General features: G+C 65.4%; 23 protein-coding genes. 8 read left to right on the forward strand and 15 right to left on the reverse strand.

Annotated features, from left to right (window positions below):
• Window positions 1-164 precede the first annotated feature (164 nt).
• The gene (locus tag ATE71_RS08110) at window positions 165-596 is read right to left on the reverse strand and encodes a c-type cytochrome (RefSeq protein WP_058802957.1); all 432 of its coding nucleotides are present in this window, start codon (window positions 594-596) and stop codon (window positions 165-167) included.
• Window positions 596-1249, reverse strand: a complete 654-nt coding sequence (locus ATE71_RS08115; RefSeq protein WP_058802958.1) for a c-type cytochrome — start codon at window positions 1247-1249, stop codon at window positions 596-598. The genes ATE71_RS08110 and ATE71_RS08115 overlap by 1 nt, the downstream gene beginning before the upstream one ends.
• Window positions 1250-1434: 185 nt before the next feature.
• Here ATE71_RS08115 and ATE71_RS08120 point away from each other — a divergent pair, with 185 nt between their 5' ends.
• Window positions 1435-2328: a prephenate dehydratase gene (locus ATE71_RS08120; RefSeq protein ID WP_058802959.1), complete on the forward strand. Its 894-nt coding sequence runs from the start codon at window positions 1435-1437 to the stop codon at window positions 2326-2328.
• Window positions 2329-2368: 40 nt separating this feature from the next.
• On the opposite strand, the gene ATE71_RS08125 is transcribed toward ATE71_RS08120, so the two are convergent.
• The 4 genes from ATE71_RS08125 to ATE71_RS08140 form a co-directional block, all read right to left on the reverse strand.
• The gene (locus ATE71_RS08125; RefSeq protein ID WP_058802960.1) at window positions 2369-3043 is read right to left on the reverse strand and encodes a CDP-alcohol phosphatidyltransferase family protein; all 675 of its coding nucleotides are present in this window, start codon (window positions 3041-3043) and stop codon (window positions 2369-2371) included.
• A gap of 119 nt (window positions 3044-3162) precedes the next feature.
• A complete protein-coding gene (locus ATE71_RS08130) occupies window positions 3163-3669 on the reverse strand; it encodes a hypothetical protein (protein WP_058802961.1) in 507 nt (168 codons plus the stop codon).
• Entirely contained in the window at window positions 3666-6476 is a 2811-nt protein-coding gene (gene polA, locus ATE71_RS08135) for a DNA polymerase I (RefSeq protein WP_058802962.1), read from the reverse strand. Before polA ends, ATE71_RS08130 begins: the two co-directional genes overlap by 4 nt.
• A gap of 33 nt (window positions 6477-6509) precedes the next feature.
• A complete protein-coding gene (locus ATE71_RS08140) occupies window positions 6510-7190 on the reverse strand; it encodes a TVP38/TMEM64 family protein (RefSeq protein ID WP_058802963.1) in 681 nt (226 codons plus the stop codon).
• A 140-nt stretch (window positions 7191-7330) separates the two neighbouring features.
• Here ATE71_RS08140 and ATE71_RS22080 point away from each other — a divergent pair, with 140 nt between their 5' ends.
• Complete coding sequence (locus tag ATE71_RS22080) at window positions 7331-7702, forward strand: hypothetical protein (protein ID WP_152998690.1); 372 nt, start codon at window positions 7331-7333, stop codon at window positions 7700-7702.
• Between the two features lie 231 nt (window positions 7703-7933).
• On the opposite strand, the gene ATE71_RS08145 is transcribed toward ATE71_RS22080, so the two are convergent.
• From ATE71_RS08145 to ATE71_RS08160, 4 genes are read right to left on the reverse strand one after another with little or no spacing between them, the layout of a single operon-like run.
• Entirely contained in the window at window positions 7934-8335 is a 402-nt protein-coding gene (locus ATE71_RS08145) for a VOC family protein (protein ID WP_058802964.1), read from the reverse strand.
• Window positions 8332-8979: a heme exporter protein CcmB gene (locus tag ATE71_RS08150; RefSeq protein ID WP_058802965.1), complete on the reverse strand. Its 648-nt coding sequence runs from the start codon at window positions 8977-8979 to the stop codon at window positions 8332-8334. The genes ATE71_RS08145 and ATE71_RS08150 overlap by 4 nt, the downstream gene beginning before the upstream one ends.
• Entirely contained in the window at window positions 8976-9560 is a 585-nt protein-coding gene (gene ccmA / locus ATE71_RS08155; protein ID WP_058802966.1) for a heme ABC exporter ATP-binding protein CcmA, read from the reverse strand. Before ccmA ends, ATE71_RS08150 begins: the two co-directional genes overlap by 4 nt.
• Window positions 9557-9976, reverse strand: coding sequence for a metallopeptidase family protein (locus tag ATE71_RS08160; protein WP_058802988.1), 420 nt, complete (start codon window positions 9974-9976; stop codon window positions 9557-9559). Before ATE71_RS08160 ends, ccmA begins: the two co-directional genes overlap by 4 nt.
• 51 nt (window positions 9977-10027) lie before the next feature.
• On the opposite strand from ATE71_RS08160, the gene ATE71_RS08165 reads away from it, so the two are divergent.
• From ATE71_RS08165 to ATE71_RS08175, 3 genes are all read left to right on the forward strand, one after another.
• Window positions 10028-10315: a 4a-hydroxytetrahydrobiopterin dehydratase gene (locus ATE71_RS08165; protein WP_058802967.1), complete on the forward strand. Its 288-nt coding sequence runs from the start codon at window positions 10028-10030 to the stop codon at window positions 10313-10315.
• Window positions 10316-10319: 4 nt separating this feature from the next.
• Window positions 10320-10961 (forward strand): YoaK family protein, encoded by a 642-nt coding sequence (locus ATE71_RS08170; protein ID WP_058802968.1) that lies wholly within the window; start codon window positions 10320-10322, stop codon window positions 10959-10961.
• Between the two features lie 68 nt (window positions 10962-11029).
• Window positions 11030-12430: an amino acid permease gene (locus tag ATE71_RS08175; protein WP_058802969.1), complete on the forward strand. Its 1401-nt coding sequence runs from the start codon at window positions 11030-11032 to the stop codon at window positions 12428-12430.
• A gap of 44 nt (window positions 12431-12474) precedes the next feature.
• Here ATE71_RS08175 and ATE71_RS08180 read toward each other — a convergent pair whose 3' ends face one another.
• The 4 genes from ATE71_RS08180 to ATE71_RS08195 all read right to left on the reverse strand — a co-directional run bounded on the left by ATE71_RS08180 (window position 12475) and on the right by ATE71_RS08195 (window position 14321).
• Window positions 12475-12720 carry a zf-TFIIB domain-containing protein gene (locus ATE71_RS08180; protein ID WP_058802970.1) on the reverse strand — a complete coding sequence of 82 codons (246 nt, stop codon included), beginning with the start codon at window positions 12718-12720 and terminating at the stop codon, window positions 12475-12477.
• A 114-nt stretch (window positions 12721-12834) separates the two neighbouring features.
• Entirely contained in the window at window positions 12835-13161 is a 327-nt protein-coding gene (locus tag ATE71_RS08185) for a DUF2218 domain-containing protein (protein WP_058802971.1), read from the reverse strand.
• An 11-nt stretch (window positions 13162-13172) separates the two neighbouring features.
• The gene (locus ATE71_RS08190; RefSeq protein ID WP_235587960.1) at window positions 13173-13760 is read right to left on the reverse strand and encodes a PadR family transcriptional regulator; all 588 of its coding nucleotides are present in this window, start codon (window positions 13758-13760) and stop codon (window positions 13173-13175) included.
• Between the two features lie 135 nt (window positions 13761-13895).
• Complete coding sequence (locus tag ATE71_RS08195; RefSeq protein ID WP_058802972.1) at window positions 13896-14321, reverse strand: helix-turn-helix domain-containing protein; 426 nt, start codon at window positions 14319-14321, stop codon at window positions 13896-13898.
• 69 nt (window positions 14322-14390) lie between these two features.
• Between ATE71_RS08195 and ATE71_RS08200 the strand changes: the two genes are divergently transcribed.
• The 3 genes from ATE71_RS08200 (at window position 14391) to rplL (ending at window position 16499) form a co-directional block, all read left to right on the forward strand.
• On the forward strand, window positions 14391-15233 hold the full coding sequence (locus tag ATE71_RS08200) for a class I SAM-dependent methyltransferase (RefSeq protein ID WP_058802990.1): 843 nt from the start codon (window positions 14391-14393) through the stop codon (window positions 15231-15233).
• Window positions 15234-15552: 319 nt separating this feature from the next.
• Window positions 15553-16068 (forward strand): 50S ribosomal protein L10, encoded by a 516-nt coding sequence (gene rplJ, locus ATE71_RS08205; RefSeq protein WP_058802973.1) that lies wholly within the window; start codon window positions 15553-15555, stop codon window positions 16066-16068.
• Between the two features lie 56 nt (window positions 16069-16124).
• Window positions 16125-16499, forward strand: coding sequence for a 50S ribosomal protein L7/L12 (gene rplL, locus ATE71_RS08210; protein WP_058802991.1), 375 nt, complete (start codon window positions 16125-16127; stop codon window positions 16497-16499).
• A gap of 105 nt (window positions 16500-16604) precedes the next feature.
• Here the strand turns inward: rplL and ATE71_RS22470 are convergent.
• Window positions 16605-17400 (reverse strand): hypothetical protein (locus ATE71_RS22470; protein WP_160328025.1); only part of this gene is annotated, 796 nt, incomplete at its 5' end.

Here is a 17400-nt window from a genome sequence, read left to right on the forward strand (position 1 = left end):
AGGGGGACCGCCGCCGCAGGCGGTGGTGGAGGGGCGCAACATCGCGTCATATTGCCTCTCCGTCAGCGCTGCGCCAAAGGCGCAGTTCATCCTGAGCGCCTGCAAGGCAGCCGAAGGGCACTGCTACCTCCCCATGACTTCGCCGCCGGGGAGGGCTTTTCAGGCTATTTTTGGCTTTCCAGATACAGAATCAGCGCCTTGCGATCCGTCGGGTCGATCACCCCGGCAAAGGCCATGCGGGTGCCGGGCAGGGCCTTCATCGGCGCTTCCAGATAGGTGTCGAGTGCGGCCTCGTCCCAAACGCCGCCCTTGGCCTTCATCGCGCCCGAATAGGAAAAGCCCGCGTGCGACGCGACGGGCCGCCCGACGACGCCGTGCAGATTGGGGCCGATGCCGTTCGATCCGCCCTTGTCGATTGTGTGACAGGCGACGCAGCGTTTGAAGACCTGCTCGCCCATCGCCGCTGTCGGTGCGACGGCCGGGGTTTCGGGAACGGAACCGGGCGCGGCCGGTTCCGACCGGCTGCCCTGCTCGTCGCCCTTGCCGCAACCGGCGAGCGCCAGCGCGCCCGCCAGCAGGACGGGCGCGATCCGCATTATTTCTTGGCTTCGGCCGGTGCGGGGGCTGCTGCCGCTGCGTCGGCGGCCGGGGCGGTGGCGCCTTCGGCGGCGGGTGCCGCAGCTTCGCCTTCCGCCGCTGCGGTGCCTTCGGCAGCCGCCGGCGCGGCTTCGGGGGCGGGAAGCGGCAGGTTCGAACCCTGCGTGTTCATATAGACGATCAGGTTCGCGCGATCTTCGGGATTGCTCAGGCCCGCAAAGGACATTTTCGTGCCGGGTGCATATTTACGCGGGCTGGTCAGCCAGGCGTCCATGCCTTCGAAGTCCCAGTTGCCGGGAACCGACTTCAGCGCATCCGAATAGGCGAAGCCGGGGACATGGCCGTGGGTCTTGCCGAGCGCGCCGAACAGATTGGGACCGATACCGTTCGCTCCGCCCGAGTTGATGGTGTGGCACGCGGCGCATTTCGCGAACACCGCTTCGCCCTTCGCCGGGTCGGCGGCGGCGAGCAGGTTGGCTAGCGGCACGGCCGATTCGCCGCCGCCCGCGCCGGCTTCGGCGTCTTCGATCGGGTAGCCAGGCTTTTCCGGCGCGTGGCTGGCGAACAACATGCTCGACCCGATCGTCAGGCCCAGCGCGCAAATGCCAGCGAACAGCACCCAGCCGGCAATAGTGTTGTTGCGATTGTCCATGCTCTAGCAGCCCCGTTAGCTGACGCCCGTGTGGCGGGCGCATATTTGATTTGGACGCTCCCTTACTGGCGCGGCGACGGCGGCGCAAGGGGATGAAATCGGGTGGGGAGCGAAGAGGGCGGGCGCCGGTTGCGCGGCCGCTGCGGGACGGCTATGCGCCGCGACTCCACCCTGGGAAGGCAGTCATGGGCAGTTATTCGGCTTCGGCGCAGCATCTGGTCGATAAAATGCGGACGGTGGCGCTTGCCGATCCGGCGCGCGGGCTCGCGTTTCAGGGGGCTCCGGGGGCGAACAGTGATCTTGCCGCGCGCGAATATGACCCGAACTCGCTGCCGATGCCCTGCTACGCCTTTCAGGATGCGATCGACGCCGTGCGCGACGGCCGCGTCGACCGTGCCATCATCCCGATCGAGAACAGCCTCCACGGCCGCGTCGCCGACATTCATTTCCTGCTGCCCGAATCGGGCCTGTCGATCGTCGGCGAACATTTCCTGCCGATCCGTTACGGGCTGATGAGCCGGGACCTCGGCCCCGTCACCCGCGCTATGAGTCACGAGCAGGCGCTGGGGCAATGCCGCCACTGGCTGCGCGCCAACAATATCGCCCCGGTCGCGCACAGCGACACCGCGGGCGCTGCGGCGTGGGTTGCCGACAGCGACGAAGTGGGGCTCGCCGCGCTGGCGCCGCCGCATGCCGCGGAGCTTTACGGGCTGACGCTGCACGGCACCGGCATGGAGGATGCCGACCATAATATGACGCGCTTCGTCGTGCTCGCGCGCGAGCCGCTGCCCGATTTTTCGGCGATCGAAGGGCCGGTGATGACGACCTTCATGTTCGAGGTGAAGAATATTCCGGCGGCGCTTTACAAGGCGCTTGGCGGCTTTGCGACCAACGGCGTCAACATGACCAAGCTCGAAAGCTATCAGACAGGCGGCAGCTTTGCCGCGACGCAATTCTATGCCGATATTGTCGGGGCGCCGGGCGACGAGCGGATCGACCGCGCGCTCGAGGAGTTGGATTTCCAGACCAAGTCGCTGCGCCTGCTCGGCACGTACGCCCAGGCGCGCGTACGACCCTAAGGTCGAAGGATAACGGGCCGCTGCCGCCTCTCCGATAACCCTAGCCGCCGCGGCGGCGGAGCATGCGCGCGGTCGACGAGGTCTGGACGATGAACAGCGTCACGAGGATACTCGCGACGACGAGCGCGAACAGGTCGAAAGGCGAGAAGTTGGTGCCCTGGATGTCCTCGCCGCCGACGATCGGCATCAGCACCGTCATCGTCATCAGCATCAGGCGCAGTTCGGTCGGCCCGCCGGCCATGTAGGACAGGCGGAATTCTCCAAGGATCTTTGCCGAAATGAAGGTGTGGATCGACAGCAGGAAATAGCCGATGACCCCCATAAGCGCGACGTCGAGCCGCATATAGGGGCTCATTCCGATCGCGGTGATCATCAGGAAGGTGGCGAGCGCGTCGACGCTATGGTCGACGAAATAGCCGTAATTGGGGCGTTCGATGCCGCGCCAGCGCGCGAGGCTGCCGTCGAGCGAATCGCCGAACCAGTTGACGACATAGCCGGCGAGCGAGAGGCCGAGCCATTCGCTGTCGAACCAGCTGAGCAGATAGCCCGCGGCGACAAGGCAGGCGCCGACAAAGCCGAGCGTGGTCAGCTGGTCGGGGGTGACCCAGCCGGGCAGCCGCGCGCACAGCCAGTTGAGCAGGCGGCGTTCGCTGCGCGCGAGGATATTCTGCTGAATGCGGACCGGCGCTTTCGCGACGGGTTCGAACTTGCTCATGTGGACCCTTTGTTACCGGCTGTCACAAAGGTGCCAGTCAGACGTCATCGCATCGTCATAGAACGAAAGTCACGGATGCGAAAGGGCAGGGCGGTCGGCGCGGCGCGGGCTTCGCCCGGTCAGTCCCGCCAAGGGCCGATTTCGCCGACTTCGCCGATCGTGCGGTATCGCACCGCGTCGTCGATCCACGCGACCTCCCACATCGGCGCGGGACGTGCCCATTCGCCGATGACGAAGAGCGGCAGCCTGTTCGCCGCGACAAAGGCGAGATCGTCCGCGGTCGGGCCGGGAACGATCGTTTCCGACCGCTGGTGCAGCCGCACGACGGCCAGCGTGCCTTGCGGCGGCGGCGGCAGCGACTGGCGGGCGGAAAAGCCAATGCTGGCGGCGATCGCCGGATAGCCCTTGTCGTCGCGCGCGATCAGCAGCACCTTGTCGGCGTTGACGAACGGGCCGCCGACGGGGCGGCCGACGACCTTGCGCCCCGCGATCGCGGCGAATTCGCGCAGGTCGGCGTCGGCGACGGGCGATGCGGCTGCGGAGGCAGCGGGCGCCGCCGTTTCGGGCGGCGCGGCGGCGGGGTCGGCGGCAAGCGACGCCGCGACGAGCAGCAGGGTCTCGATCAATGCGCCTGGCCCCAGCTCTTGCCCGTGCCGACCTCGATCTCGAGCGGGACCGAAAGTTCGAGTACGGGTTCGGCAGCGCCCGACATGACCGCCCGGATTACCGCCCCCGCGGCTTCGGCCTTGTCCTCTGGCGCCTCGAACACGAGCTCGTCGTGGACCTGCAGCAGCATCTTGACGTCGGACAGGCCAGCGTCGGCCAGCGCCTTGGGCATCCGCGCCATCGCCCGCTTTATGAGGTCGGCGCTCGTGCCCTGGATCGGTGCGTTGATCGCGGCGCGCTCGCTGCCTGCGCGCTCATTCTGGTTCGCCGCCTTGATCCGCGGGAACCAGGTTTTCCGGCCGAACAAGGTTTCGGTATAGCCCTTGGCGCGCGCGCTTTCGAGCGTGTCGGTGATATAATCCGAGATGCCGGGGAAGCGTTCGAAATAGCGGGCGATCAGCGCCTGCGCCTCGTCGGGCGTGATCTCCAGCCGGCCCGCGAGGCCCCAGCGCGAAATGCCGTAGAGGATCGAGAAATTGACCGTCTTCGCCTTGCCGCGCGTGTCGCGATTGACCTCGCCGAACAATTCGATCGCGGTCGCGGCGTGAATATCGTCGCCGCGCGCGAAGGCTTCCTTGAGTTCGGGCACGTCGGCCATATGCGCTGCAAGCCGGAGCTCGATCTGGCTATAGTCGGCGGCGATCAGCACATGGCCGGGCGCTGCGATGAAGGCGTCGCGGATCTGGCGGCCGGTTTCGGTACGGATCGGGATATTCTGCAGGTTGGGATCGGTCGACGACAGCCGCCCGGTCTGCGCGCCGACGAGACTGTAGCTCGTGTGAACGCGGCCCGTCGTCGCGTTGATCTGCTGCTGCAGCGCGTCGGTATAGGTCGATTTCAGTTTAGACAGCTGGCGCCATTCCAAGATCTTGCGCGCGATCGGCACCCCGTCGCGTTCGAGCCGTTCGAGTTCGTTCTGGTCGGTCGACCAGTCGCCCGACTTTCCCTTGCGCCCGCCTTTCAGGCCAAGCTTGTCGAACAGGATTTCGCCGAGCTGCTTGGGGCTGCCGATCGCGAAGGGCTGGCCCGCTAGCTCGTGGATTTCGCCCTCGATGCGCAGCATTTCGCCCGCAAACTCGCCCGACAGGCGGGCGAGATATTCGCGGTCGACCATGATGCCCGCGCGTTCCATCCCCTCGACGACCGACGCCAGCGGGCGATCGACCATCTCATAGACGCGCGTCCCGCCCTCGATCGGCAGGCGCAGCTTCAGCAGCTTCCAGAGGCGCCACGCGACCTCGGCGTCCTCCGCCGCATATTGGGTCGCACGGTCGAGCGGCACTTCGGCGAAGCTAATCTGCGACTTGCCGGTCCCGCACACCTCCTTGAACGAAATGCAGACATGGTCGAGGTGCAGTTTCGCCAGCTCGTCGAGGCCGTGCTGGTGCTTGCCCGCGTCGAGCGCGAAGCTCATCACCAGCGTATCGTCATAGGGCGCGACGGTGATGCCGTGCTGCGCGAGCACACCGATATCATATTTGAGATTGTGGCCGACCTTGAGCACCGCTTCGTCGGCGAAGAGCGCGTGAAGCCGCCCGACGGCGTCGCCGAGCGGCACTTGCTCGGGTTTTTCGGCGAACATGTCGGTCCCGCCATGGCCGAGCGGGATATAGCAGGCGCGGCCCGGCGCCGTCGCCAGGCTGACCCCGACCAATGTCCCCGTGACGCTGTCGAGCGTCGCGGTTTCGGTATCGATCGCGACCACATGCGCAGCGCGTGCCTCCTCGATCCAGCGGTCGAGTGCTTCGATTGTCGTCACCGTTTCGTAAAGCGCGCGGTCGATCGCCGGCATGGCGGGCAGCGTTGGCGTCGACGGTCCGGAGTGCGCCGCCGCCGGGGCCGCCGCGGCGCGAGGCAGCGTCGGCGGCCCACCGGGCGTGGCGCCAAGGTCGAGCTTTGCCGAGAGCGAGCGAAAGCCATGTTCGTCGAGGAACAGCTTCAGCGGTTCGGGCGGGATCGCGCCGAGTTTCAACGCATCGAGCGGATCGGGCAGGGGGCAGTCGCGTTTCAGATCGACGAGGATGCGCGACAATTCGGCCATTGCGCGATGTTCGATCAGGTTTTCGCGCAACTTCGATGCCTTCATGCCCTCCGCCCCGTCGAGCGCCGCGGTGAGGTTACCATATTCCTGGATCAGCTTGGTCGCGGTCTTGGGCCCCACCCCGCGCACGCCCGGCACATTGTCGACGCTGTCGCCCATCAGCGCGAGGACGTCGCCGACGAGGTCGGGGGTGACGCCGAATTTCTCGTTCACCGCGTCGAGGCCCAGCCGGACGTTCTTCATCGTATCGAGCATGTCGACATGCGGCCCGTCGGCGGGTTCGCGGATCAGCTGCATCAAATCCTTGTCCGACGACACGATCGTGACGTCCCAGCCCTCGCGCACCGCCGCTTCGGCATAAGAGGCGATCAGATCGTCGGCCTCGAACCCCTCCATCTCGATGCAGGGTAGCGAGAAGGCGCGCGTCGCGTCGCGGATCAGCGGGAATTGGGGGCGCAGATCCTCCGGCGGCTCGGGACGGTTCGCCTTATACTGGTCGTAAATCTCGTTGCGGAACGACTGGCTGCTATGGTCGAGGATGACGGCAAGGTGCGTCGGCCCGTCGGCGTCGTGCAGGTCCTTCGCAAGCTTCCACAGCATCGTCGTATAGCCATAGACCGCGCCCACGGGCACGCCCTTCGGGTTCGTCAGCGGCGGCAGGCGGTGATAGGCGCGGAAGATGTAGCTGGAGCCATCGACCAGATAGAGGTGATTCTTGTCGGACATGGCGGGGGATGTAGCAGGGGGGAGCGGGGCGGCCTAGCGCGATGTTCCCGCTTTCTTCCTCTTCGCATCGCGCCACCGTTCGGCGCCCTGCCAGGCGAGCCATGCGACGAGCGGCAGTCCGACGGCGCCGAGCATTGCCAGGCCGGTCGAGCCATGCTCGATCGCCGCGGCGCCGATCGCAGCGAAGACGAGCGCGACACCAAGATTGCCGAGCGCGACGGCGAAGACAAAGGTTTTGAGGGCCATGCCAGCCAGCCCGGCGGCGATCGGGATCGCTTCGCAGAGGATGGGAACGGGACGCGATACGATCAGCGCGACCGGGCCGGCGCGCTCGGCCAGCCGGTGGGCGCGTTCGAGGTCGCCGGCGCCAAGCCAGCGCGCCGCGAGTGGCCGGGCGGCCCAGCGGCCGATCGCATATCCTGCAAGGCAGGCGCCCATCAGCCCGAGCCAGATGACAAGTGCCCCGATGACGAAGCCAAAGGCCGCCCCCGCCAGCGTCGTGGTAACGCCATTGGGCACCGGCAGGAACACGTCGACCGTCAGCGCGCTCACGATGAGCGCGGCGGCAGCGAACGGGCGGTCGTCCGACGCCGCCAACACCGCATCGCTTGCCGCCACGAACTGATCGCGAAAGGCAAGGGGGATCGCCACGACGGAGATCACGATGGCGACAAGGGCCACTGTTCGGATCAGCGGGGCGGGGCGCTCGGCCATGGCTTTGTCTAATCGGACGGGCGCGGAGAATGAAGCAATATGATGGGTGTTGCCGAAGAAGCTGGGCGCAAGGGGCGGCTGTCGGATGGAGAGCGGACGGACATGCGGTATAGCTATTGGTCGAAGATCAGGAGACCGAAATGAAGCGAATCGTCGAAATTCTAGGCTTTGTAGCTCCGCTGGCCCTCGGCTGTGTGTTTGGCCTTAGCGGCCTCGTCGCGCCGTTTGGCGATGCTGCGGATCGAGCTGAACCTGCACTCCTAATCGCTGCTGCGCTACTATTGTCATCAGCTCTTGTTGGTGCCCATCTTCTGATTCAGAGCAGGGGCTCTGCAATCTTCGGCATTATCTGTGGCCTTGCTGCCGCGGCCTTCGTAACTTTATCCTATATGGAAGCCAAACTCATTGGGACATCAGGGTATTGGCAAGTGATGAGCGGCGTGGTGTTAGCTATCGCAGCGCCAGCTTGGCATTTCCGAAAACCGTCGGCTGAAATCCTTCAGACGCCTTAGGCAGCCGAATGTCCGCAGCCGGTCCCTATCGGACACCCCAAAAAGCCCTTTCCTAAAAAGGTTCGCCATGATCTACGATATTGGATGACAGGGTGGCTTGCCTCGAACCGCGCCTCACGATCCTCCCGCACCCATCCTGCGCTTAAAGCCACAAAGGACACATTTTCGACGCATCCATGCGGGGCTTTTGTGTCTTTAAGGACAAAAGTCGTCTGTCGTCCTCCGTTCGAATCAACGGAATTCAATCAGGTCCCACTTGTTGCCATAGAGATCGAGAAATACCGCGACCGTGCCGTAGTCTGCCTCCAGCGGCTCGCGCTCGATCCGCACGCCTTTGTCGAGCAGGCGTTGATAATCGCGCGCGAAATCGTCGGTCTGCAGGAACAGGAAGACGCGCCCGCCCGACTGGTTGCCGATGAATGCGGCCTGATCCGGGTTCGCCGCCCGGGCCAACAGGATCGCCGCGCCGCCCTCGGGATTGCCCGGCGGGGCGACGAGTACCCAGCGCTTGTCCTGCGCTGGCTGATATTCGTCGGCGACGAGCGTGAAGCCGAGCGTACCGACATAGAAGTCGATCGCCTCGTCATAGTCGCGCACCACCAGCGCGACATGCGCGAGCGACTGGCGCGTCATTCGCGCAGGCCCCGGAGCGCCGCCCCCGCCGCAAACGGCCCGATCACCGTCAGCAGCAGGCTGGTCGCCGCCAGCAGCTTGACCGCGCCGCGCCCCGACGGATCGAGCATCCCCGCCCCGAAGATCAGCATGGGCACGGCGAGCGGCAGGATCAGCAGCCCGCCGACCGCGCTGCCGCCCTTGTGGTTCGCGGTCAGCGCGGCGCTCAGCACCGCGAGCGAGGCGAGCGCGGGGACGGCAATGGCGATGCCTGTGGCCAGTATCTCGACCCGCCCGCTATCCTGCGCCAGCAGCGCCGCCGCCGGGAAGAGCGCCACCATCAGCGGCAATCCGAAACCAATGGCATGCGCACCGATCTTGACGGCGGCGATCACCTCGTCGGCGAACCCGCGCACCGCGAGCTGGTCCAGCACGCCGGCATCCTTGTCAGGCTTCACCAGCCGGTCGATCGGCAACAGCGCCGCAAGCAGTGCGGCGACCCACACCATTCCACCGCCCGCGCGGCGCAGCAGAGGCGCATCGGGGCCGACGGCAAAGGGGAAAGCGGTGGCGACGAGCAGGAAGAACAGCACCGGCAGCCACAACGCCCCGCTGCCCCACGCGCGGCGGAGGTCGCGCCAGAAGAGGGCGATCAGCGCGGTCATGCGAGCGCGCCCATGTCGAGTTCGGCGAGATTGGGAACCCCGATTGCAAAATGCGACGCCAGCAGCACCGCGCCGCCGTTCGCCCGGTGCCTCGCAATCGCCGCGACCAGCCGCGCCTGCGCTGCATCGTCCATGCCATTGGCGGGCTCGTCGAGCAGCCAGATCGGCGCGCCGCTCGCGATCACGCGCACCATCGCGGCGCGCTTGCGCTGGCCGGTCGATAACATCGAGACCGGCACTTCGGCCAGATTGTTCAGCGCCATTTCGTCCATCGCGCGGTCGACGCTATGCCCATCGACCGTGTCGACCCTCGCCCAGAAATCGAGCGCGCGGCGCAGCGGCAGCTCGGCGTCGAGCGCCGCCGCTTCGTCGATCAGCGCGACACGCTCGCGGCGTTCGATCGTGCCGGCGGCTGGGCGTAGCAGCCCCGCCGCCAACCGGATCAGGCTCGACTTGCCTGTCCCATTGGGGCCGCGCAGCCACAGCGCGTCGCCGCGATTCAGCGCCAACGACAGCCCCTCGAACAGCAACCGGTCGCCGCGGATGCAGGCCACATCGTCCAGCCGCAAAAGCCTCGTCACGCCATATCCTCGAGCGAGTGCATATCGTCGTCCGAAAAGCCGAAGTGATGGCCGATCTCGTGGATCAGCACATGCCGCACCAGCCACTCGAGCTTTTCGCCCGTCTCGATCCATTCGACGAGGATGGGGATGCGATAGAGGGTGACGCGGTCGGGCATGCCGCCGCTTTCGCCGATGCTGCGCTCGGTCAGCGGCCGGCCTTCGTACAGGCCGGTGAGGTCATAGGGATGCTCTATGTCGAGCGAGGCCAGCACTTCGTCCTCGGCGAATTCCTCGACCGAAATCACGACGCCCTCGATATGCGGCTTGAACACATCGGGCATGGTTTCGAGCGCCGCTTCGGCCATTGCGAACAGCGCGTCGGCGTCGGGGGCGGTTCCGGTCCATCCGGCTGGCAGGCTAGGCTTGTCGCTCATCGCTCGCATCCTTATGGCGAGCGCACGGCCTTGACCAGCGGGAGAAAGAAAATGGTCCAGAAACTCGACGACGCACAGCGCACCGCGCTCCTCGCCCGCTTTCCCGAATGGACGTACGAACCGTCGCGCGATGCGATCACCCGGCGGTTCCAGTTCGCCGATTTCGCGCAGGCCTTCGGTTTCATGGCGAGCGTCGCGATTATCGCCGAAAAGATGGATCATCACCCTGAATGGTCGAACGTCTACAACCGCGTCGATATATTGCTGACGACGCACGACGCCGATGGCTTGTCCGAACGCGACGCGACGCTGGCCGAGGCGATCGAGGCGCTGGTTTGACGGGATGATCCGCTTCGACCGGCAGGTCCAGATGCTCGCGGTCGGGACGGCGGTGCTCGCCGGTTTCGTCGATGCAATCGGCTTTGTGGAATCGACGGGCTTTTTCGTGTCCTTCATGACCGGCAATTCGACGCGACTGGCGGTGGGGCTTGCCGAATGGCAGCACGCGGCGCTCGTCGCTGGCGCGATTATCGCGGTCTTCGTCACCGGCGTCGTTGCGGGATCGCTCGTCGGCGCGCGCGCCGGGGTGCGACGCGCGCCGGCGGTGCTGCTATGCGTCGCCCTCTTGCTTGGAATTGCCTCGCTATTACGGCTGCAATCCGATGGCTGGAGCGCGATCCTGTGCCTTGCCTTTGCAATGGGGGTTGTCAACGCGGCGATCGAGGGGCGCGACGGATCGGTCGTCGGCGTTACCTATATGACGGGTACGCTCGTCCAGATGGGCCAGAAAATCGCCAATGCGCTGCGCGGCGAGGGCGATCGCCGGTGGCTGCACCATCTGGGCCTGTGGGCGGGGCTGGCGGGCGGTGCCGTGCTCGGCGCACGGGCCGTCCTGTGGTCGCCGCCGCTCGCCTATATGGCTGCGGTGGCGTTCGCGGCGATGCTCGCCTTGCGGGCCGGCTGGATCGTCCGCCAGCCGCGATAAGCCCGCGCTTGCCTTCGCGCATCATTCGTTCCAGATGTCGGCAATAAAGTAACAAGGGGAGCCCGCCGATGTCCGACAGCCTGTTTCGCCGCAAACCGATCGTGCCGGAACGGCAGGAGGGCGCGCAAGCGCTTGCGCGGACGCTCGGCTGGCCGCACCTGATCGCATTGGGGGTCGGCGCGATCGTCGGCACCGGCATCCTGACCTTGATCGGTGTCGGCGCCGACAAGGCGGGCCCTGCGGTGATCCTGTCTTTTGCCATTGCCGGCCTGATCTGCGCCTGCGCGGCGCTCGCCTATGCCGAAATGGCGACGATGATCCCCGCGTCGGGCAGTGCCTATACCTATAGCTATGTCGTGATCGGCGAACTGCTCGCGTGGATCGTCGGGTGGAGCCTGATCCTCGAGTATTCGCTCGTGGTCAGCGCCGTCGCGGTCGGCTGGTCGGGTTATGCGGCTCCTTTGCTGGAGGCTTGGGCGGGCATCCCGATGGCGCTGATGCAGGGGCCCGAATTGGGCGGGATCGTCAATCTGCCTGCGATCGCGATCATCGCGGTGGTCGCGGGGCTTTTGCTCATCGGCACGCGCGAAAGCGCGACACTCAACGCCGTCCTCGTGCTGGTAAAAATCGTCGCGCTCGTCGTGTTCGTCGCGGTGGCGCTGCCCGCGTTCGATGCCTCCAATCTCGAACCCTTCAGCCCCTATGGCTTTGCGAAGCATATTGGCCCTGACGGGGTCGAGCGCGGGGTGATGGCCGCGGCGGCGATCATCTTTTTCGCTTTCTACGGCTTCGACGCGATCGCTACGGCGGCCGAAGAAGCGAAGGATCCCGACCGCGACCTCAAGATCGGGATCGTCGGATCGATGGTCGCCTGCGTCCTCATCTACATCGCCGTCGCGGTCGCCGCGGTCGGGGCGATCGCCTATACGCGCTTCGCCAACAGCCCGGAGCCGCTGGCGCTGATTTTGCGCGAACTCGGTAGCCCGCTCGCCGCGCAATATCTCGCCGTCTCGGCGGTCATCGCGCTGCCGACGGTGATCCTCGCCTTCTTTTACGGACAGAGCCGTATCTTCTTCACCATGGCGCGCGACGGGCTGTTACCGGCGAGCCTTGCGAAGCTGTCGTCGCGCGGGACGCCAGTGCGGATCACCATCTTCACCGCCGTGGTCGTAGCGGTTTTGGCGGGCTTCATTCCGCTCGGCGAACTAGCTGCGCTCGCCAATGCCGGGACGCTCGCTGCCTTCACCGCGGTGTCGGTCTGCATGCTGATCATGCGTCGGCGCGCACCCGACGCACCGCGCACTTTCCGAGCGCCGTTGCCGTGGGTGGTCGGCGGCATTGCGGTTCTGGGTTGCATTTATCTGTTTGTCAGCCTGCCGGTGCAGACCCAGCTCTGGTTCTTCGTGTGGAATATCGGCGGGCTTTGCGTCTATTTCCTCTACGCCCGCCGACACGCCATCGTCGGCTGATCGCGTTCCTCCCTGTGGCGCGGCCATGGGGAGGACCGTTCGGCTCAGTCGAACAATTCGCTCAAGAAGCTCTTCTTGTAATTCTTCTTGTACGGCTTGCCGTAACGCCGGTCGTCGTCATAGCCGCGCTCGCGATATTGGGGTTGCGGCGGTGGCGGCGCTGACGCGCGCGGTGGCGGGGCACTCGCGGCTTCGCTGCGCTCGATGATCTTGTCGAGTTCGCCGCGGTCGAGCCAGACGCCCCGGCACTGGGGGCAATAATCGATCTCGATCCCCTGACGCTCCGACATCGTCAAATTCACGCGGCAAGTCGGGCAAAGAAGGCCTTGGGGCACGGTCACGGATTATCCTTTCCTTAGGGTCGGTTTCGGTACGCTAACGCCGGCGCGGCGCGCCGCGTTCCGTCAGGACGATACCGGCTGCCAGTCGAAGGGCAAAGGGGCCTCGCGAAAGGCAAAGCGGTCGAGGTGCCGAGCGACGGCACCTTCCAGCGCTTCGCGCTGTCCGGCGATGCTGGCATCGATGCGCACCGAAAGCGCACCTGCACCCGCATCGAAGGTTACCAGCGCATCGCCGGGCCAGTCGCCCCCGCGGGCATCGCGGGGGAAGGTCACCGTGCCGTGGTCGGCGGTAAAATCTACCACCAGATTATGCTGCCAATGCTTGCACAGCTGTTGCAGATATTCGCTCGCATGTGCCGTCGGCACGTGCGCGGTCGATGATGTTGTCATACCTTGTTCCTTCACAGCCGTTCGATCTTTTGCGCCGCCTCGTCGATCAGCCCGACGATTTCTTGCATCGTCGCATCGTTGAGGTCCTGATCGCCGAGCCGGTTCATCAATACGGCTTTCAGATTGCCCATCGCGCGGCGGATCGAAAGGCTATCGCTTCGCCGGCTCTCTTCGCCGACGTCCGCCAGGCGGGCGATCAGTGCATCGACGGCCGCCTGGTTTGCGTCCAGCTCGGCCCGTCCCGCGGCGGTGATCGCGAACAGCTTTTTGGCGCCCTCGCTGTCGGCCGCCTCGATCAGCCCCATGTCGTCCAGCAGGGTGAGCGTGGGGTAGATGACGCCCGGGCTGGGGGCATAGGCGCCGCCGGTCAATTCCTCGATCCGGCGGATTAGATCATAGCCGTGGCGCGGCTCGTCGGCGATCAGTTGCAGCAGCACAAGCCGCAATTCGCCGCTGTCGAACATCCGCCGCCGGCGGCCGCGGCCATCGTCGTCGTCGCGAAAGCGTCCGCCGGCTCCGCGGCCGCCGAACCCATGACCGAATGCCTGCCTGCCGCCGCGCATGCCATGGCGCATCGCTTCACGCATCATGCTGTGCATGGCGTGGCGCTCCTTGCGTCCATGCCAGTGTATTCCATGTCGCATCTTAAACTCCTTCATGCGATTAGATATGTCTAAGATATATCTTTTATCAGTTTTAGCAAGAGGCGGATCGTCCGGGATATCAACAATTGGTCAGTGCTTGATGTGGCGCACGGGCGGCGCGAAGGCTCTATCGGCAGCAGCCCTCAATATTCTGCGGAATGTCGGACACTCCATGTGGCTCGGTGCGCGGCATGCCGCCGCATGGCGAAGCCCGTCGCGCATCGCTGTGAGGCGGCGGATCGAGCGATCGATGTCGTCGGCCTTAGCGGAAAGCGCGGCGCGGTCGACCCTGGGTGCCCCCTCGGGCGTAAACATACCCCCGATCTCGTCGAGCGAAAAGCCGGCGGCGCGGCCGAGCGCGATGAGCGCGAGCCGATCGAGAATCGCGGGGTCGAACAGGCGCCGCAGCCCGCGCCTGCCGATCGAGGCAATCAAGCCCTTTTCTTCGTAATAGCGTAGCGTCGAGGCCGGGACCCCGGAGCGGCGGGCAACTTCGGCAATGTCCAGCGCAACCATGCTTGACCTCAAGTTGACTTGAAGTGGCAGACTGCCCTGATCGATTCGCCAGCACAAGGAAAGATCATCATGACCGACGTAAAAACCGCCCCCATCGACCAATCCGCGCTCTGGAACGGACGCGCGGGAGAAACCTGGGTCGCGAAACAGGAAATGCTCGATGCATTGTTCGCGCCGGTCGCCGATTATCTGGCCAATGCAGTGGGAGAGGCGAGCCCCCACCGCCTCCTCGACATCGGTTGCGGAACCGGGGCGACGGCGCTGGCGGCGGCGGCGCGGCTGGGCGTTGGAGGGGATGTCCTGGGTGTCGACATTTCCGCCCCGATGATTACCCGGGCGCGGACGCGCGCGGCTGCCGAAGGACTGCCGGTGCGTTTCGAGGAAGGGGATGCCGAGAAATATGATTTTCCGGCAGAAACGTTCGACATGGCGATTTCCCGTTTCGGGGTGATGTTCTTTTCGGACGGCGTTGCTGCTTTCGCAAACATCCGCGCGGCTATGGCGTCCAAGGGGGTGCTTCATGTGGTCGCTTGGCGCAGCCCCCGCGAAAATGACTTCATGACCGCCGCCTGGCGTGCGGCGGCGCCGCTTCTGCCGGCGATGCCGGCACCCGACCCGAATGCGCCGGGCCAGTTTGCCTTTGCCAGTGAAGAGCGTGTCCTCGGATTGCTGTCGGATGCGGGGTGGTCGGACATCGCGATCGAACCCGTCGATTTCGCGTGCTCTCTCCAAGCGTCGATGCTCGCCGACTATGTTGCCAATATGGGGCCGCTAGGCTTGTATCTGGCGCATGCCGATCAGGCGGAACGGGCTGCGATAATCGCGAAGGTGTTGCCGGCGTTCGATCGCTATGTCGATGGTGACACCGTCCACGTGCCCGCCGCCTGCTGGTCGATCCGCGCTCGCGCCTGAGTTGCAAAGAGGCCAGGAGCGCTTGACTTTGCCCGCCCCGCCGCTATGAGCGCCCCCGTGTTGTTGCGGGTCCGCCCGTGGCAATTCCGTCCGAGACAGTTGGTGAAGGGAATATGCCCTTCTTAATTTCCAGCCGAGACGGGGAACAGTCTTTATTCGGTCGCCCGCCTGCCTGCGCAGGCGTCAGCGGCTTGACCGACCCCATCGGACATCGTTGCGTGAAGGACAGGCGAGCTCTGGCTCGCATGGCTTTTGCGTGTGTTAGCCGCCCGGCGGCGTGCGTTCGCGCATATTTCCGGGCATGAGTGGAGAAACAGGCATGGATCGTGCTGAAAAGGCCGAAGCCGTATCCTCGCTGAACGCTACGCTGTCGAATGCAGCCTCGGTTGTGATTGTTCGCAACCTGGGTCTTACCGTCGCCCAGTCGACGGTGCTTCGCGAGCAGATGCGGACCGCGGGCGCGAGCTTCAAGGTCGCAAAGAACCGCCTGGCCAAGATCGCGCTCGATGGCACGCCCTATACCGGTATCGGCGAGCTGCTGACCGGCCCCACGGCAATCGCTTCGTCCACCGACCCGGTGGCGGCTGCGAAGATCGCGGTGGAATTTGCCAAGACCAACGACAAGCTTGAAATCGTTGGCGGCGGCATGGGGGATGTGGTCCTCGACGTGGATGGCGTGAAGGCGCTTGCATCGCTGCCGTCGCTTGACGAACTGCGTGGCAAGCTTGTTGGCCTGCTCCAGGCTCCGGCCACCAAGGTTGCCCAGATTGCGGCAGCCCCGGCTGGTCAGCTGGCGCGGGTCTTTGGTGCCTATGGCGCCAAGGAAGCGGCATAAACTCTTACCTACCGTAACAATTCACCGGGCTTTCCCGGTTCTGATGGAGAATGAAAATGGCTGATCTCGCAAAGATCGTTGAAGACCTGTCGGCGCTGACCGTTCTGGAAGCTGCTGAACTTTCGAAGCTGCTCGAAGAAAAGTGGGGCGTTTCGGCCGCCGCTGCAGTGGCCGTCGCCGCTGGCCCGGCCGCCGCCGCTGGCCCGGCTGCTGAAGAGCAGACCGAATTCGACGTCATCCTGACGGGCGACGGCGGCAACAAGATCAACGTGATCAAGGAAGTCCGCGCGATCACCGGCCTGGGCCTCGGCGAAGCCAAGGCGCTGGTCGAAAGCGCGCCGAAGGCCGTCAAGGAAGGCGCCAGCAAGGCTGAAGCTGAAGAGCTCAAGGCCAAGCTGGTTGCTGCCGGCGCGACCGTCGAACTGAAGTAATTCGGTTCGGGGAGCCGGCCGGTTTGCCCGGCCGGGTTCCAGCGACAAGAAAAGGGCGGTGCCGCGAGGCACCGCCCTTTTTCATTTTTGGCGAAGGGTCGCCTGTCAGTTCCGGGCGAAACCGGGACGTAAATCGGGCCGACCGCGTGCGGGCTCGGGACGGCGGACTTCCTGTTCCGGAACCACAGGGGCGGCCGACCTCTGAGAGATTTCCCAAGCACTCACCGGCTTGCGGGTCATGTCCTTCTTCTGCCCCAGCGTCGCTTCATAAGCGAGGCGCTCCTTGCGATCCAGAAAACGCGCGCGTTTGAGGCGCTTGTTCAGCGTCACGAACGGATTTTCGGGTGTCGGGCCCGCCATGGCCATCGCCTCGTGGCGACCCATGCTGCCGCTCGGCGCGGCGGCGAAGGCCGGAACCGTTCGCGACGCGATATCTTCGCGCGGAGCGTAGGCCGGTGTCACCCAAGGCGCGGCGTCGCTGGTCGCCGGCGCGGCCTCAGGAGCATAAACGGGCTCGTCTTCCGCGATCGTGCGGTCGATACGGCGACGACGTGCAAAAGCAAGCCCTGCGCCTGCGGCAACGAGCAAGGCTGCGGCTCCGCCGAATAACTCCCACGGCATTTCACTACCTGTCGAAGCCGATTTTTCAGCCGGCAGCGGCGCTGCTTCGGCAACCGGTTCGACGGGGACCGGGGCCGGTGCTACGACCGGCTCGGGGCCATCGATGGGCAGTGCCTTGGCCATTTCGGCAGGTGCTGCAGCCGCTGGTCGTGCAGCAGTAGGCGCTGCCGAAACGGGCGCAACTTTGGCGCGCGGTGCGGCAGGCGCGGCGCGTTCGGGGGCGGGGGTGGCGGGCTCGGCGGCTTCTGTTACCGGCGTGGTTTCGGGGGGCGCGATATCC

Source organism: Sphingopyxis sp. H115, from assembly GCF_001468465.1.
Taxonomy (GTDB): Bacteria; Pseudomonadota; Alphaproteobacteria; order Sphingomonadales; family Sphingomonadaceae; genus Sphingopyxis.